This is a genomic window from Bacteroides sp. D2, assembly GCF_025147085.1.
GTDB lineage: Bacteria > Bacteroidota > Bacteroidia > Bacteroidales > Bacteroidaceae > Bacteroides.
Genome location: NZ_CP102261.1, coordinates 5559933 through 5578338 on the forward strand (window position 1 = coordinate 5559933; position 18406 = coordinate 5578338).

15 protein-coding genes and 1 pseudogene are annotated in these 18406 nt (G+C 39.2%); all 16 read right to left on the minus strand.

Annotation, left to right across the window (positions count from 1 at the left end; translation table 11 throughout):
- Window position 1 precedes the first annotated feature (1 nt).
- Entirely contained in the window at window positions 2-991 is a 990-nt protein-coding gene (locus NQ505_RS21015) for an MraY family glycosyltransferase (protein ID WP_008998548.1), read from the minus strand.
- 175 nt (window positions 992-1166) lie between these two features.
- Complete coding sequence (locus tag NQ505_RS21020) at window positions 1167-2279, minus strand: glycosyltransferase family 4 protein (protein ID WP_008998549.1); 1113 nt, start codon at window positions 2277-2279, stop codon at window positions 1167-1169.
- A 14-nt stretch (window positions 2280-2293) separates the two neighbouring features.
- A complete protein-coding gene (locus tag NQ505_RS21025) occupies window positions 2294-3349 on the minus strand; it encodes an EpsG family protein (protein ID WP_008998550.1) in 1056 nt (351 codons plus the stop codon).
- Between the two features lie 15 nt (window positions 3350-3364).
- Window positions 3365-4498, minus strand: coding sequence for a CapA family protein (locus NQ505_RS21030; RefSeq protein ID WP_008998551.1), 1134 nt, complete (start codon window positions 4496-4498; stop codon window positions 3365-3367).
- 5 nt (window positions 4499-4503) lie between these two features.
- Window positions 4504-5640 carry a glycosyltransferase gene (locus NQ505_RS21035; RefSeq protein WP_008998552.1) on the minus strand — a complete coding sequence of 379 codons (1137 nt, stop codon included), beginning with the start codon at window positions 5638-5640 and terminating at the stop codon, window positions 4504-4506.
- The gene (locus NQ505_RS21040; protein WP_008998553.1) at window positions 5641-6666 is read right to left on the minus strand and encodes a glycosyltransferase family 2 protein; all 1026 of its coding nucleotides are present in this window, start codon (window positions 6664-6666) and stop codon (window positions 5641-5643) included.
- Window positions 6667-6670: 4 nt separating this feature from the next.
- On the minus strand, window positions 6671-7492 hold the full coding sequence (locus NQ505_RS21045; protein WP_008998554.1) for a glycosyltransferase family 2 protein: 822 nt from the start codon (window positions 7490-7492) through the stop codon (window positions 6671-6673).
- 5 nt (window positions 7493-7497) lie between these two features.
- Window positions 7498-8421 (minus strand): ATP-grasp fold amidoligase family protein, encoded by a 924-nt coding sequence (locus NQ505_RS21050; RefSeq protein WP_157179070.1) that lies wholly within the window; start codon window positions 8419-8421, stop codon window positions 7498-7500.
- A 289-nt stretch (window positions 8422-8710) separates the two neighbouring features.
- Window positions 8711-9496 (minus strand): acyltransferase family protein, encoded by a 786-nt coding sequence (locus NQ505_RS21055; protein WP_008998556.1) that lies wholly within the window; start codon window positions 9494-9496, stop codon window positions 8711-8713.
- Window positions 9493-10491, minus strand: coding sequence for a glycosyltransferase family 2 protein (locus tag NQ505_RS21060; protein ID WP_008998557.1), 999 nt, complete (start codon window positions 10489-10491; stop codon window positions 9493-9495). Before NQ505_RS21060 ends, NQ505_RS21055 begins: the two co-directional genes overlap by 4 nt.
- 149 nt (window positions 10492-10640) lie before the next feature.
- A complete protein-coding gene (locus NQ505_RS21065) occupies window positions 10641-12089 on the minus strand; it encodes a lipopolysaccharide biosynthesis protein (RefSeq protein WP_198286884.1) in 1449 nt (482 codons plus the stop codon).
- 161 nt (window positions 12090-12250) lie between these two features.
- Entirely contained in the window at window positions 12251-13519 is a 1269-nt protein-coding gene (locus tag NQ505_RS21070) for a nucleotide sugar dehydrogenase (RefSeq protein WP_008998560.1), read from the minus strand.
- A gap of 34 nt (window positions 13520-13553) precedes the next feature.
- A complete protein-coding gene (locus NQ505_RS21075; RefSeq protein WP_008998561.1) occupies window positions 13554-14528 on the minus strand; it encodes an SDR family oxidoreductase in 975 nt (324 codons plus the stop codon).
- A 17-nt stretch (window positions 14529-14545) separates the two neighbouring features.
- On the minus strand, window positions 14546-15625 hold the full coding sequence (locus NQ505_RS21080) for an NAD-dependent epimerase/dehydratase family protein (RefSeq protein WP_008998562.1): 1080 nt from the start codon (window positions 15623-15625) through the stop codon (window positions 14546-14548).
- A gap of 4 nt (window positions 15626-15629) precedes the next feature.
- Window positions 15630-16946 (minus strand): nucleotide sugar dehydrogenase, encoded by a 1317-nt coding sequence (locus NQ505_RS21085; RefSeq protein ID WP_008998563.1) that lies wholly within the window; start codon window positions 16944-16946, stop codon window positions 15630-15632.
- A 34-nt stretch (window positions 16947-16980) separates the two neighbouring features.
- Window positions 16981-18402, minus strand: a pseudogene (locus NQ505_RS21090) (UDP-N-acetylglucosamine 4,6-dehydratase family protein); the annotation flags it as partial.
- Window positions 18403-18406: the final 4 nt, after the last annotated feature.

Sequence of the window (18406 nt, forward strand, 5' to 3'; positions counted from 1 at the left end):
ATTATTGTTTCAATGATATAAGATATTCTTCATGTAAATGATAGTATTTTCTCATGAACAATATGTAAGCAATAGCCAATACAGCTGATACACCCACCAAATATAACCAATGAGCAAACACCGTATCGGGACAAAGATAGATAAATCCAAGAGAAATCACTAACTGCATAACCGTATACAGCAATGAAACTTTTACATGCCCCACTTTCAACTCATTAGCCATAATCTGATAAGCATGCTTACGATGTGCCTCGCCCAAGTTCTCGTGCAACATAATACGATGTACAATAGTCAGACAGCCATCCACACCATATACTAACAAGAATATCAGCCAAGTAATATCCGTTGTCCTGATCATCACATTACCTAACAGAAACAGTATAATAAAAGCAATACCAATAGAGCCGACATCCCCTGCAAAGCATTTCGCTTTACCCTTCGGACGGAAATTGAAAATACAAAATACCAATGAAGCAAGAATCGTTGATATGATCAAACTCTGTTCTACAAAAACACCATTTATATTCACCAGTGCCAACGGAATCAATACAGCCAAAGAGTAGCCTGCTGTGATACCATTGATTCCATCCATGAAGTTTATCACATTCGTGGCACCGACATAGACGATTAGTGCCAGTAATATTATCCACCACATTGACCAATGCAATATGCCGAGCTGATAGAATGCCATTGCGGCAGCTGTAAACTGGGCTATTAATCTTACAGAATCCGGCAATGAATGAATGTCATCTACAAAGCTAATGCCAGCTACTAATGTCAAGCCTGCCAAAAACCAAGGATATTGGAACCCGAAGAACGTACTCCAAACCCATATGCCAATCAAGAATATTATACCTCCACCACGCAAAGTAATCGTAGAATGTGATGACCGTTCATTGGGTTTATCAATGATATTACACTTATCCGCAATATGGAAATAGACGAGTTCTGCTATAAAAAGTAGAATGATAATAATAATGTATGTTGTCATAAGAATTAGTTATGTCTGAATAGCATTACATAGAAAACTGACCGTAGATTGTTTTTTTCATCTAAAAAATCGAATACAAATCCACTTCTTTTGCTGAGAAAAAGGGATGCATCTACCTCATGCCCTCAAATATTTTCTTTGAGCAATTCTATGAAGAGTCGACTTGTGTATATCATTATTTTACAACCTCCTGCAAATATCCATAGATAGTTTTTGCGATATTCTCACACTTATACTCATCCACATTGACATTTGCCAACCGATCATAAAGTTCCTTGTTATCCATCACCTCAAGTACTCTATTAGCCATAGCCTTTGAGTCGTTCATCGGCACAAGGAATCCATTTTCCCCATCCTTAATAATAGCTCTATGTCCACGGTTCGTGACAGCCACTACAGGCAGATGACAATACTGAGCTTCCACCAAATTTATACCAAAACCCTCACGAATACTCGATGCTACACACATATCCGATGCTGCCATCAATTGCCCGATATCGCTTCTCCATCCAAGGAACTTCACATAACCCTTCAATCCAAGATCCTCAGCCAACTTATAGAACTCGCTCTTGGAATGATCAGGTCCAGGAAGCAACAGATACATCTTGCGATCCTTGTCATGCAGTTCCTTCAGAGCATGTATCAGCATCTGCTGGTTCTTGTTCTTCAGGATTTCTGCTACATAAATCAGTACCTCCGCATCCTGCGGAATACGCATTTCCATTCTATATTTTTTTCTTATACCATCAAGATTATCGATGTTTAAACGGTCGAAGTTCACACCAATGCCGTGGATCATCTTCACCAGCATATTTTTATTAAAATATTTCTTGACTCTCTCATAATCTTCTGGGTTGATGGTGATAAACATATCCGTCATTTTCGCCATCCACTTCTCCATAGGATAGAACACTAGCCAGTTGACCAAAGGTGCACCATCAAAAAAGTGCAAGCCATGGGCGCAATACACCACCTTCGTCCCTTTCTTGCGTGCTGTTCTTGACGCTATACGAGCCACCAAACCACCAACTGGAGTATGGCAATATATGATGTCATAATCGTTTTCGACTATTAACTTCTTTAGTTCGCTAATACCTTTGAATGTTTTGGGTGTGAAAGGTGAACGCTTCCAACTCATGCTATAGATATGGTCAGCTGCAGGCACATCAGCATCCACAGAGCATGCCACATCCACCTGACAACCTTCTGACTTCAAATATTTTATAGTAGGCACGTGAAACTTGTTCACATGCTCCTTAGCCACATTGGCTACTAAGAGTACTTTCATCAATATTACTTGGACTAAAAAATAGTTGAGTTAAATGAATAAGGGACCAAACCAGCCATACGTGTACAGAAAATATAGAAGTACAATAAATGACCGACTATAATTACTACTGAAAAAACAGCGAAAGGTTTTGTTTTAGACTGATATATGTATGCCCATAAGAATACACTGGCTACTTGGAAGTAGGCAGCAAAACGAGTCAGCTCTACATACATATTATTCACCTGAACAACCATGAAAATCAACGTACCAAACAGCATCATACTCAGGAATACATCGTATTTAGGCAAGTACTCCAAATCAATCTTTTTGCGTCTGATAATAAAGAAGGCGGTTATCAGCATATAGAATACAGTCAACATCTCGCCTCCACCAGCTTGGGTGGAATATAGTTCATACCTTGCTTCATGTGTTCCTGCAAACGCCAAAAAACTTGGAAGAGCTGTACCCATGCCTATACCCAATACTGCAATTATGACCAACATCTTAGGTGAGTACTTCTGACGAAACAGGAAATACAGGGGTAAGGCAATAACCACAGTCTTATGAAACATAGCGGCAAGGAATACAAAGAGACAATATTTCAGAAACCCAGTTTTATGGTCTTCAAATAAAAACTTGAACGAAAGCATATATATTGCTACTGCTATACCTTGTCTGGCAGCATTAAACACAAAGGTGTAAAGACCTAAAGTAATGAATACAAACAATGGAATCACTATCTTTTCTGTCTCCCTCTTGATAGCAATAACAACACAGGAATATGTCAGTATGGCGATGCCTGTGAAGAGAACCCAGTACTGATTTGAAACCATTGAGAGAACTAACTTGAGATAATAGAAACCCGGTTCGTCTGTCAACTGTTCCTTCCAGTCACCTTCCATATCACCTATATCCGTAAAACTGCGTGCATAACTACCTGAGTCAGTACCTACTCCTGCACTTCTCAAGCCTGCAAACAAAACCATGATGGCAAGTGTCGCATACAGTGTGATTTTAAACTGGGGATTCTTACTATAAGCAGCAGCAAATATCATTGCGATTGCCAGAAATACATAATATTCAGTCATTATTCGAAATCTTCTTTACGAAAAATCCTTTTTTGACAACAAATTCTCTATCACCTCTCTGTGGGCCTCACAACGGATCAAGTTGTGAGTGTTATTATGCGCCAATCGGCCATAGAGCATTTTGATTAACGAATTACCTGTTCGGCGGTTGATAGCGATTAAAATTCTTGGCCAACCTAAAAGTAACGGCAAATGAATCTTGCCTAAGTTGGCACAAAATTTATCCCATTCTTTCTGAACCGCTAACCTGTCCTGCGATAATTGTTCACGAGTTCTTAATTCGTTACTCAAATCTTTGGAAGCATCTTCTGACATCCAGTGAAGACCATTAGGAGTAGCAACCATTCCTTTATAAGTAAACAATGAAGAAAATGAACTTCCAACCTTTTGAAACTCTACTTGTAGCAGCAGCCCCCTATTCCAACTATTATCTCCGTCACGATAACCGAACACACTATTACCCTGACCATAGACGATGGTGCTACCATTGTACTGCTCGATAGTGCCGATGCAATGCGAGTGCTGACAGCTGATTAAGTCGGCTCCGCAATCAACCATCTTACGACATTTGCGACTCAATTCCGGACTTGCATAAGGGAAATACTCAATACCACCGTGATATAGGATGATGAGATAATCTACCGTCTTGCGAAACTCGCAAATACGTTCGAAATCATCATACAGGTCCAGATAGCACGCTCCGGGGCGAATGTCAGATGCAATGTTGAACTCCTGTTCGGCAAACGACATCAAGCCTATCTTTATTCCGCACTTCTCTATCACCAGTGGCTTGCGTGCCTCCTGCATACTCTTACCAGCACCAAGAGTGCGAATACCCAGTTTTTTGCAGGTTTCCAAAGCCGTCATTACGCCCTCATCACCACAGTCACGGATGTGATTGTTAGCTATACTGAGTACATCAAAGTCTTTCAAGGTCTGTATGCTCTGGATACCAGTATAAAGCACAGGTCCTGCCTTTTGGATAGGCTTCGGCTGATCGGTAACGGCACACTCCAGATTACCGATCACAATGTCCGACGATTCGATTTCCCTAAATGTATCGCCGAAAATGGACCCACGGTCTCCCCTATCGAAAGCCGCCTGCGTGTCCTTAGTAGGGCAGATATCTCCAAATATTGTTATCTTCATGTCTTTCACCTTTTATACATTTCACTTATTTTTAGTGCATTCTCATTTGCATCAAAACCAAGTACACGAATAGCATTTAAAATCAAACCCTTCTCAACTTTGCAACTCTTAAGAACTGCCTGTATGGAATCAGCCCATGCCTTCGGGTTATAATCCTTGTGAAATGTTATTAAGCCTACATGCATATCCACCGTTTGAGGAAATCCTTGATATAACACACAAGGTACCGCTGCCGCCTGTGCCTCTACAGCCACAAGTCCAAAACCCTCACGTAATGCAGGTCCTACAAACACATCAAAAGTATGCATTACTATGGGAACATCTGAACGCTCTCCCAAGAAATGAATTTTGTCGGCTACCTTACATTCCTCAGCATGTGCCATCATCTCATTCACATATTCGCAGGCATCATTGCGACCTACCACAATAAAATGAGCATTAACTCCTCTATTCTTCAGTTCTGATAATACATCAACCATCTTAGCTATGCCCTTATGGGGCACTATGCGCCCTACATTACCCAACACAACTGCATCATCAGGCAAATTATAAGAATTCCGCAGAGCCTTATACTCTTCTTCTGAAACAGCAGAATAAGCAGCACATGAGATAGCATTGTTTATCACTACACTATTTCTGAAATGCCCCCCTCTATACAACCTCTTATTGGCTTCGATTGAACATCCCCAATAATCAGTGGCAAACCATCCTATCATCCATTTCTGAATCCACATCTCGAATTCACTAAATACCCGACTTGGCAGCGAACCACGAAATTTGATATCTGCATGGCAGTGGGCAATAATTTTTTCGACACCTGCCAAATGAGCTGCAAGAGCAATAAGACCACACTTGGCATTCAAATGAATATGAACCACATCAGGTTGTAGTTCCCTCACTATCTTTTTAAATTCACGAATATAGCGAATAGGACCGATTCTTAATTGTGTACCAATATGTCTAATTTGGCAACCATAGGAGAGTATTTCTTGGTCGAACGCACCCTCCTCTTTCAAATTACGAGGATCGTTATTTATCAGAAAGTCAAAATGAACGTCATCAGGTTTATTCCGGAGTATATCCATCAGCATAACCTCTGCCCCGCCGCGGTTCATTGTCCCCGTCACTTGTAGCACCTTCATTTATCTTAATCGGTTTATCAGATTGAGCATTAATGCCACTAAAATATAGCATCTATTCTTTATCAAAAAGAAGAAAACCTGCCAATGCATAGGCATATATGAGGTATCAAATTTTAAAAAAACGTCCTTGTACAATCTGTGATTCAATATCTCTTTTACCTTTTTTCTTTGTCTAAAAAAGTTCTTTGACACATTAACTTGATTCAAAGACAATCCTATCACACTCAATGCTTTTCGATTTCTATATGCTTCGTGTAGCATAGGCTTATCTTCCACCTGTTTCCAGAGAAGTGAATACAAACTATCCCATTGCTCCAAAAGTTGAGAATTATAAAATTTTGTAATAGATGCATTATTTCGTCTATAATAATATCCTTCAATAGGCAAACATAAAGCAGAATTGACATGCTGATAATAGCAAACGGAAAAGAGCATATCCTCTGCAGGTCCCACCTCATTCTTATGTCTAAAACAGAGATTATTCTCGTCAACAATAGTTTTTTTGATAAATTTAGTACAAACAGAAGATAATGAATCTATAATCTCCGGATGTGCTGTTTGTTCACCTATAGGTCCCAATACTCGTTGCCTAAGCCTATCTATATTAGTTTCATCATATCGAAACACTTTACTAAAAAGCCGAACATGCTCTTCTTGTTTTTCAGATGCTTTAATGTAGCCGCAAACAATTACATCTTCATCTTTGATTTCGGAAAGAACAGTTTCTATATAGTCAAGTTTAAGCCAGTCATCCGAATCAACAAAAGTAACGTATTTGCCTGTACTTAAAGACAAAGCCTTGTTTCTTACCCCTGAGAGTCCTGTATTTTCCTGATCAACAACAATGATTCTATCATCCTTCTCTGCATATTCACATAAAATCTGTAAGGTATTATCCTTGCTTCCATCATTAACACAGATAATCTCAAGGTTCTGATAAGTTTGTCCAATTAAACTATCAAGACATTGTTTTAGGAAAACTTCGGTGTTATAACAAGGTACTATTATCGAGATCTTCTCTTGCATACTTTCATTTCTTATTTTGAAGTTTCTTCTTATGAGCCCATGCACGCAATGAGGTCGGTAGCAATCCTATGAGGATACCCTTAAAAGCCCGAATACGCTTGTATAATGGTATGTTTAAATTACTCATTACCTCTAAATGAATTTTGGTACCATACAAATCATCCTTAAAAGTACGACGTTTAGCGGCATTCTTGTCGTCACGCATCTTGTAGTAGGGTGTCTGTAAATTATAACCCTTATATCCCATATGATAGAATTTATGCCAGAGATAGAAGTCTTGTCCTCTTCTCAACTCTTTCTTTACGGTATAGTTGCCTACCTCATTAAGAATCTTTCTTCTCATCATTACAGGAGCATGACAGAAGGGAGACGTATAAATAAAGTCACGTATACAAGGTTTCTCCGGCTTTGTCTGAATGCCCCAATCTCCATCCTTGTCAAAGTTTATCATACTACACGAAACAAGAGCATATTCAGGATGCGCATCAAGAAATGCTGCTTGAACAGCAAAGCGTTCAGGAATAGAAATATCATCCCCATCCATACGAGCGATATATTCAGATTCCGCATACTCCAAACAATGGTTAAGGGTAGCGGCCAAACGTGAATTGCATTTGTTGTTAATCAGCAGGAAATTATCATATCGATCCACATACTCTTGAGCTACCTCCATAGTGCTGTCAGTAGAACAGTCATCACACATAATCATTTCCCAGTCAGTATAAGTCTGTGCCAAGATACTATCCAATGCCTCTCGAAGAGTATCGGCACAATTGTAAATACCCATAATAATGGATATCTTCCTTTTCTTCTTGACGTATGCCATAGTCTTTAATGATTAGCCTTTGGTAATTTCAACATATCGCCCACAATCTTGTCATACTCTATCGGAATAAAGTCAGGCATACCAGAACACGGGAAGAAAGTAAATTCGCCAAAGTAGATTTTGTCATTTGCCTCATAAAAGTCCACTCGTACATATGGGAACGGTCTACTGAGTTCCCTAGCCAGCTGTATCATGTGCTGGAACTGTGATGGGCATTCAACCTCAATGTTTGGATTATGAGGCTGGCTCTTCCCGAATGGTATGAGCTTCCAATCAAGATCATAGTAATTCTGAGTGGCAGTAGATAAACCTCTATCCACATTTACTTGAAGAAACTTGGGTTCACCATCAAAGCAGAAAAACTTATAGTCCATCAGCCCACCACTCTTGTCCTCAAGATACTTCTCGCATACAATACGTGGAGTCATCTCACCATAGTGCCACTCACGTCCGTTCCATGCAATACCATGAGTAAGCCAGAATTTCATGTGCTTCTTCCAAATACGCCAATTTATTTTATCCTTGTCTTTAACAACCAAATTCCATCCACTGCTATGAGTTGCTTTAAGTACAAACTGTTTAGGAAGCTTATCTACCTCAAATTGTTCTATTGAATCATACACAGCGATCAGTTCATTAAGCAGCTCTGGGTGTCCAAGTTCCTCAAGATATTTACGAACTGTATATTTATCACCAACGATAGGCATCAACTCATTACGGTAATGCAGTTTCATCCATTGCATCTTCTCGCCAAAGCCTACTGGATTATCATAATTGGGATACTTGTGAACGTACGAACAATAGAGATTGTTAATGCACTCTTCATCTGAGAAGTTTGCCAATTCTTTCTTCTCCCTATGTTCCAGACTTAACAGCCATAGATACTTCAGATACGGATTTTCATTTTTCAGATCCGTAAGAAATCTCATTATTGGATTTTTCATATGAAAATTGAATTATTCTTCTAATTACTATTTTTTTTGCATCAAGCACTCCGATATTTTTCGATAGATTAAAGCCATTGTATATGACGCAATAAATACAGTCAACGTAATTGGAATGAACCAAACGGTAAACGAATTCTGATCCACATAAAACCACTTCATCACCTGTGGGTATATCAACTGGTCGCAGAGATAAGAAAAGAGGAACATCTCGTAGCTGATAAGCGATACTCTGGTTACTATCTTCCGAATAGTCTCGGTCTTAATTTTCACCTTATATAAACTGATAAATAGAAGTGTCATCGCTACATAATTTGGCAACGCATAATACGGTCCAAATGGGTTCGGCAGATTCTCCCCCCCCTATTATGCCTATTTTCAAGTAATTAACAATTGGATATTGCAAATATATTACGCAAATAACTAATGCTATCAAGACTTTGTGCCTGATCGCGGGCTGGAAAGATCGGATATATGCTCCTGTGAAATACAGTAATATCGGGAAACACATCTGCCAATAGTTGGGTACAATACGAAACTCTCCCCTATCCACTAGCGGAGGCAAACTAGTCATGAAAATCAGTACTACAAAAAGTCCGTATATTAACTTTTTATCATCTGAGTTGAACACCTTCTCCACCACCATATTCAAGAACGGTACACACAAATATAGACCAATGAACATCTCCACATACCAAGCATAACCGATAATCTTGTACCCTAAAGTAGCAAGAATCAACTCCTTAATAGAATGATTCGTTGACAGTACTGCCCATGTCAGAACGGAGATGATAGCATAAGGTATCAGAACTCGCTTGATGTTACTATAATATTTTGAAGAAAACTCCTTCTTGCAGTTGAAATACCCCGTAAGCATCAAGAATAAGGGTACACCCAGGTTGCAGAAGAATGCCTTTAGGCATCCTTGCAGCAGCATTCCTCCACCCTCAAATAGTACCTGATTGTAAGGCGTATTGACAGTGAAGAAATGACCACAAACCACACATACGATAGCCAACGTACGGATTATGTCAGGACCTATTTCTCGTTGTTTCATCATACTTTGATTTTTCGGTAAATTGTACGTACCAACATCAATCCATCGTATTGCAGTTTTGCGAACAGCTCTCCCATCATGTATCCCTTATAAAAAAGAATAGTTCGCTTGCTCAAAGCACATACAGGAGATTTGACATAAGCAATGGCATCAGCATCCAATCGCTCACGAATCATCTGTATGGCATTCGGTTGCAGTTCTGACTTAATATAATCGTACATACCTTGAAGTAATCCAAGTCGGCTTCTGAGATATTCATTCTTGTAAGTTTCATAAAGATTGTTCTCCTTCAAATACTCACCGGTGATATCCATTACGTATGCCAAAGAATATACACTTTTATCCTTTCGACTGGTAGTATTAAACTGATTTTGGCGATAATAAGACAAACGTTCAGGAAGAACTACGATCTTATTAAGAGTAGTAACCAAATGCCACCATACAGGAATATCTTGTTTAGTTAGCCCTTCAGGAAAATGCACACCTTGGTCACGAAGTATCTGCGTACGGATCAACTTCACCCACATAAAGGCAGGACATTTTAGAAGCGCAATCTTATCATTCGAGTCAAACCCGATAAGAACAGACGGTTTCTTGAGTAACCGAGGAAGTTCTTCATCTTTATAGAAAGTACAATAATCCCACACCACAAGATCAGCATCTGTTTCGGCAGCTTTCTTGTAAGCCTTCTCCACCATATCCAAGGCAAAAAGATCATCCCCATCAAGCATAAGTATATACTCACCTTGCGCCATCTCAATAGCACGATTTCTCGATACTGACAATCCTTGATTCTTTGGTTGTTTCACAACTCTGATACGACTGCACTTTTGAGCATACTCTTGTAGAATATCGTATGTCTTATCATTCGAGCAATCATCAATACAGAGTATCTCCAAATTTTGATATGTCTGGTTAACAATCGTTTCCAGCGACTGTCGCAAATATGGTTCTACATTATAAATCGATAATGCAATAGTTATTAAAGGAAAACGCATAATTTAAAATTTTCCCAAAAGATATGGGGCATATTAATTTATCTATGAAAGATTATTATCAGAGTCAATGCTACTGTAAGTATAATTTTGATCGGTTGTGGAAATACCGATGCCTTTAAGAAAATCAAACTGATTAAAACGTAATATTTTCATTTATGAAATTTTGAAAGAATTAGTTCCTTAATCATTATTCTTTCTGATTTTGAACAATCTATAAACAATATTGCCATTATTCCAACAACTAAAGTATAAAAACATAGGACTATAAAGTCTAACCAGCCGTCTGTTCCCCAACGATATAGTAACTGAGCTCCTAAAAGCAATATTAATGAGACTAAAAAAAGTCGAAATACCATAACAAAATAATTTCTAAGTGATAAATTTATCAATTTGTAGCACCGTTCTATAGTCAAAATCCAATATAATAAAGATGACACTATCAACACTATAAATGGCCAAAAACTATTATAATCCCATTTCAATATGAAATAAGAAAATGGTAAAACTAACATAAATATACAACCACTCAAAAATTGATACTTCGCTACCTTACCAGTAGCGTGTATGGCGGTCATTAGTGGATTTGCCAATACTATAAATAATTGGCTAATCAAGGCTAATCGGGTAAAAGTTATGGAATATTGAGGAATTTTCTCTAACCATATACTGAATATCAAGGGAGTTTTATAAAGAAATATTAAAGATACAAGAAACATCATATAGTACCCCAATCTAGTTGATATATTCAGCAATTTGAACATTTCTTCAGTTTCGTTAGCTGCATAAGATTTAATCAGTTGCGGACGCATAGCTGTATAAAAATTCTGAACTAATGTATTAACAGCTCCCTCTACTTGATATGCAATACCTCGGGATGCATTCACCATAGGACCGAAAAAAATATTAAGAAGAATGTTAATACCTTGACCTTTAAATATATTCGATAATGCTCCCCAAATACCCCAACCAGCGAAGCTACCAATTTCTCTTATCTTATTTTTATCAAATACATATCTATACTTAGTCTCCTCAAACTTCATTAAACAATAAAACATATAAAAAACAAATACCAATACAGATACCAACATCATAAAGAAACCATATATAATCAATTTATCTCCACCCAAAACCAAAATCGAATAAATCAAAGCCAACTTCAATAAGGATTCAGCAATCGAAACATAGGCATATACACCCATCTTTTCACGCGCAATGATAACTGCATTAAATGGGGAACTAAGAATAGTGCACAAAAAAGAAATAATAGAGAACTGATATATCCAATTAGCGGCTACTATTCGCTCATTAGGGATAACCAACTTATTGTTAACGAACCACAATCCCAAAATCTCTGCTAAAACCAATAATATAACACAAATCCCAATATACAAAGTCATACTGTTGCTAAAGATGGAATGAAGTTCCTTTTTATTTCCTTTTCCTAATTCGAATGATAAGAATCGTTGTGTGGCAGATGAAAGTGAATTATTTAAAAATGCAAGCATCGTCACCACTCCACCAATAACATTATAAATACCATAGTCTTCCTCGCCTAACGCATTTAAGACTATTCTCACAGAGAATAATCCTATAAACATAGTGAGAGCCATTCTGAAATACAGAAATGCTGTATTCTTCGCTATTCGTTTGTTATTTGATTGAGTATCTAGCATTATTATTAATGTAAAACGTAAACTCTTTCTTATTTGAAGTGCGTGATGAGACAATAGTCTCATCACGCACACCTTACTATTATCTCTTATAGACGAGCATCAATAATACTACGATCCAGTGTACACTTCACATCAAAAATGACATGTTTGTCCTTGAGGAGTGCAGGTACATCAAACCCTTCGAATACCTTGTGCGCAACGGCTACAACGGCTGCATCGAACTTTTCTGAAGGGAGTTCGTTTACTACCTCAATACCATACTCACGTTTTGTAATCACAGGATTAGCCCAAGGATCATAAACAGTTACATTGACATTATACTCTTTAAGAACACGATAGATGTCAATAACCTTAGTATTGCGAACGTCTGGGCAATTCTCTTTGAAAGTAAATCCGAGGATGATAATCCCAGAGTTAAGCACCTGAATACCTTTCTTGAGCATATGCTTAACAGTTTCTGTGGCTACATACTCGCCCATACCATCATTCATACGACGACCTGCGAGAATAATTTCCGGATTATAACCATGACGCTGAGCACACTGAGCCAAATAGTAAGGGTCCACACCAATGCAATGACCACCTACGAGTCCCGGACGGAATGGGAGAAAGTTCCACTTGGTACCTGCCGCATCAAGTACATCATGAGTATCTATGCCCATTTTGGTAAAAATATGAGACAATTCATTAACAAAGGCAATGTTGATATCACGTTGACTGTTTTCGATCACTTTAGCAGCCTCTGCTACCTTCATAGTAGGTGCAAGATGGGTGCCGGCAGCAATAACAGAAGCATAAATCTCATCCACATACCGACCAATCTCAGAAGTAGAACCTGAAGTTACCTTTTTAATATGCTCTACGGTATGTTGCTTGTCGCCCGGGTTGATGCGCTCAGGTGAGTAACCTGCAAAAAAGTCTTCGTTAAACTTCATTCCGCTGACTTTCTCCACTACAGGAATACACTCATCCTCGGTAACACCAGGATATACAGTAGATTCATAAACAACTACATCTCCCTTAGAGATCACCTTACCCACAGTAGTAGATGCACTATAGAGAGGGGTAAGATCGGGATTATTATTTTCATCTACTGGAGTAGGAACAGCTACTACATAAAAATTGCAGTCGCGGATCTGTTCGATGTCGGCTGTACACACAAAACCATGATTATTAATGGCATCCTGAAGAAGCTCGTCACTAACCTCGAGGGTAGCATCGTGACCTGCCATAAGTGCTTCGCAACGCTTTGCATTCATATCGAAGCCCACAGTCTTGTACCTAGTAGAAAACAAACGGGCTAATGGAAGACCTACGTATCCGAGGCCAATCACACAGATTTTCGTTTCTTTCATTTTGTTATGATGATTTATTATTTCTAATATCTACTTACAGATTCTCTTTATACCATTGGATTGCAGCCTCAATACCTCTCTCGAAACTCCAATTGGGTTCGTACCCCAAAAGTTCCTTTGCCTTGGAAATGTCGGCATGGGAATGCTTAATGTCACCTACACGGTCAGGACCAAACTCCGGCTCTATATCTACGCCAAGGGCTTTAGTTAGACCGTAGTAGATGTCAATGAGGTATTCGCGACCGCCATATGCAATATTAAATGCCTGACCGGCAGCCGATGATGGTGCGAGACATGCCTTAAGGTTAGCTTCAATGACATTCTCTATGTAGGTAAAATCACGTGATTGCTTACCATCACCATTGATACGGCACTTCTGTCCATTGATGAGAAGTTTAAGAAATTTTGGAATAACGGCAGCATAAGCTCCATCAGGGTCCTGACGACGACCGAAGACATTAAAATATCGCATCCCATAGGTATCGAGTCCGTAATGCCGCGTGTACTGCTTAGCCCACTCTTCGTCACAACACTTAGTTACTGCATAAGGGCTAAGGAGATTACCTTCAACCCCCTCTTTCTTCGGAAGATTTGGTTCATCACCATACACAGATGATGATGATGCATAAACAAACTTCTTCACTCCATTCTGTCGAGCAGCCTCAAGCATATTGAGAGTGCCTTGAATATTATTGAGAGAGTAAAATAATGGCATTTCGATAGAACGAGGAACAGATCCCCACGCAGCCTGATTGAGTATATAGTCTACATTTTCACAAGCAGTCATACAAGTATCGAGTTCCTTGATATCGCCCTTGATAAACTCGTAACGAGGATTGTCAAAAAACATGTCAATATTCTTCTGTTTGCCAGTAGAAAGATCATCGAGCGCACGCACACGATATCCCATCTCAAGAATTGCTTCACATAAGTTACTGCCAATGAAGCCTGCCGCTCCGGTAACGAGAAACAAAGAGTCCTCCGGAAATTTCAAATGTTTGTAAGCCATAAAAATTTTTATTTACTTTATGATTCTATATCCTTTTCATTGTTACCATAGTATTTAGCATACCACTCTGCAAACTTTCTCAATCCCACACGTAGTGATGTTGACGGTTTAAATCCAAAATCTTGTTCCAAAGGAGTCGTATCAGCATATGTCACAGGTACATCTCCGGGTTGCATCGATACTAGTTTTTTGTGGGATTCAAAATCATAGTCGTTGGGAAGTACACCTGCACGAATAAGTTCATCCTGAAGGATTGTTACAAAGTCTAAAAGATTTTCTGGAGAATTATTGCCGATATTATATACTTTATAAGGAGGAATTGGCAATCCATCATCACCATTTTTCTTTTCAGGAGCATGCTGCATGATACGGACAACGCCCTCTACAATGTCATCCACATAGGTGAAGTCACGTTTACAATTACCATAATTGAAAACCTGAATGGTCTCGCCCTTCAACAGTTTGTTAGTAAAACTAAAGTAAGCCATATCGGGACGTCCACAGGGACCATAGACAGTGAAAAATCGCAAACCAGTACTTGGTATATTGTAGAGCTTACTGTATGCATGAGCCATTAACTCATTGCTTTTTTTAGTAGCAGCGTAAAGTGATACAGGATTGTCTACCTTATCATCAGTGCTATAAGGCACTTTCTTATTGCTTCCATATACACTGCTTGAAGAAGCATATACTAAGTGCTCCACACCATAATGACGACAAGCCTCTAGAATGTTATAAAAACCAATAAGATTACTTTCAATATAGGCATCAGGGTTAGTAATACTATAGCGTACACCAGCTTGTGCTGCAAGGTTCACCACTACCTGCGGACGGTAATTAGTGAAGGCTGACTCTACGATTTCTTTCTTGGCAATATTGTCTTTTATGAAAACAAATCTGTCACCATAAACCGACAACTCCTCCAAGCGTTCATACTTTAAACGTACATCATAGTATTCGGTTATACTATCAATACCGATGACCTTTATACTGTCAAACTCAGCCAGCAAACGTTTCACCAGATTGGCTCCAATAAAACCGGCTGCACCGGTCACTAAAACCACTTTATTCTCCAGACTGACGTTGTATGTTACCATAAAATTAATCCCTTTGGAAAATGTCACGAGTATATACCTTATCCTTCACATCGTCAAGGCATGCGTCGTAACGGTTAGCGATGATGGCCCGACTGAGCTCCTTGAACTTAGTCAGGTTATTTACTACTTTTGAACCAAAGAATGATTCATCATCTTGCAATGTTGGCTCGTAAATAATAACCTCTGCACCTTTCGCCTTAATACGCTTCATAATCCCCTGAATGGCACTTTGACGGAAATTATCTGAATTTGACTTCATGGTCAGACGATATACACCGATCACTATATTTTGTTCTTTGTGAACATCCCATTGACTGGACGCAGTGTAATAACCAGCTTTAGACAGAACCTGATCAGCTATGAAATCTTTTCTTGTACGATTACTCTCTACAATAGCGCTCATCATGTTTTGAGGTACATCCTGATAGTTAGCCAATAGTTGTTTCGTGTCTTTCGGCAGACAATAACCACCATAACCAAAACTAGGATTATTATAGTGTGTGCCAATGCGAGGATCCAAACCAACACCCTGTATTATAGACTGAGAATCTAGCCCCTTCATCTCCGCATAAGTATCAAGTTCATTAAAATAGCTAACACGTAAAGCAAGATAGGTATTAGCAAACAGTTTAACAGCTTCCGCCTCCTTCAAACCCATAAAAAGGGTAGGAATATCTTCCTTAATTGCTCCTTCCTGAAGCAATGCGGCAAAAGTACGTGCAGCCTTCTCTAGGGCAGGAATATCCGCAACAGCCTTGATTGCTTCATTTTCCTCTTTAAATTGTTCGCTCTCTATAAATTTTGGATAACCAACAATAATACGACTTGGATATAAATTATCATAAAGAGCCATACTCTCACGAAGAAACTCCGGAGAAAAAAGCAAATTAAACTTCTTTACTCCTTTACGGGCATATTTCAAATAAAGTCCCCGACAATATCCTACAGGAATAGTAGACTTGATTACCATCACAGCATCAGGATTGACACTTAAAACAAGATCTATGACATCTTCGATATGATGAGTATCAAAATAATTCTTCACCGGATCATAATTAGTAGGAGCTGCTATGACTACAAAATCCGCATCACTGTATGCCTTGGCACCGTCAAGCGTAGCAGTTAGATTCAATGCCTTTTCGGACAAATACTTCTCTATATACTCATCCTGAATAGGGGATTGTTTACGATTAAGCATATCTACTTTTTCGGGAATCACATCGACTGCCGTCACCTGATGATGTTGCGACAAAAGCGTTGCTATGCTAAGACCAACATAGCCGGTACCTGCAACAGCAATTTTCAAATCTTTTGTATCCATTGTTGATTTATGTTAGTGTTATAGATTATTCTGGTCACTTATCCAGAACTTCAAATCGAGGTGAATTTTTAGATTTAAACTCAGGTACTACTTTCTTCATCAGCTTCACTGTATCCATAATCTTTACCGTACGGGATAGATTCTCAAATTCTGTATAAATATCAAGGATATCAGCATATTCATAGTGACGTACCTTAGCTATCATAATTTTCTTATTTTCAGTAGGAATCGTATTCTCCTTATCACTCAGGACTTCCTCATAAAGTTTCTCACCCGGACGTAATCCCGTAAACTCTATTTCAATATCTTCACCCGGACGATAACCGGCAAGTTCGATCATACGGGTAGCCAAGTCAACAATCTTCACAGCCTTGCCCATCTCAAAGACAAAAATCTCATTGCCCTCACCCATAGTAGCGGCCTCCATTACCAGCCGACAAGCTTCGGGAATAGTCATGAAGAAACGAATGATATCGGGATGAGTCACAGTGACAGGACCACCATTCTCGATCTGTTCCTTAAAACGGGGAATTACAGAGCCGTTACTACCCAAGACATTTCCAAAGCGGGTAGTGATAAATTTGGTATGGCCTTTCACTTTGCCCTCACGGATAGCACATCCCAGACTCTGCACATAGATTTCTGCCAAACGTTTCGAGCATCCCATGACATTAGTCGGATTCACAGCCTTATCGGTAGAAACCATGATCATCTTCTCAGCTCCGTATTCCACTGCCATATCGGCAACCTGACGGGAACTGACAACATTGACCAATACAGCTTCACAGGGATTTTCCTCCATTAACGGAACATGCTTATATGCAGCAGCGTGAAAGATTATCTGAGGCTGATAGATATCGAACACCATACGAAGACGTTCTTTCACGCGGACATCTCCAATGACGGGAACAAAATCAAGACCGGGATAATTCTTCTCAAATTCCAGACGGACATTATGCAGAGGTGACTCGGCGGAGTCAAACATAATCAGTTTCTTAATATTCATCTGAGCCAGTTGCCGGCAAAGCTCGCTACCAATACTACCGGCAGCTCCCGTTACCAACACGACCTTGCCACAGAACTCGGTCATCACTTCCTCCATATTAATATGAATTTCTGAGCGCCCCAGCAAGTCCTCAATTTTGATAGGGCGTACCCATTGGTGGAAACTTCCGTTTTCGTCAGCCTCACTAATACTCGGAGCTATCAATGTTTTCAACCCGTTTCTTTTACAATACTGAAGCAAACGTCCTTCCTCTTCACGGGTATTCTCATAGCGGGCAAACAAGATGCCTCCGATACATTTCTTATGAATAAGCTTGTTGAAGCACTCTTCATCTTTAAAAGAATAAACAGGAAGATCAGCCACACGCCGAATAGAATTACCTGTTCCGTAAATACAAAAGCCTACAACTTTATAATGAGAACTATTCAGTAACCGGACTTTCAATGCCACACGT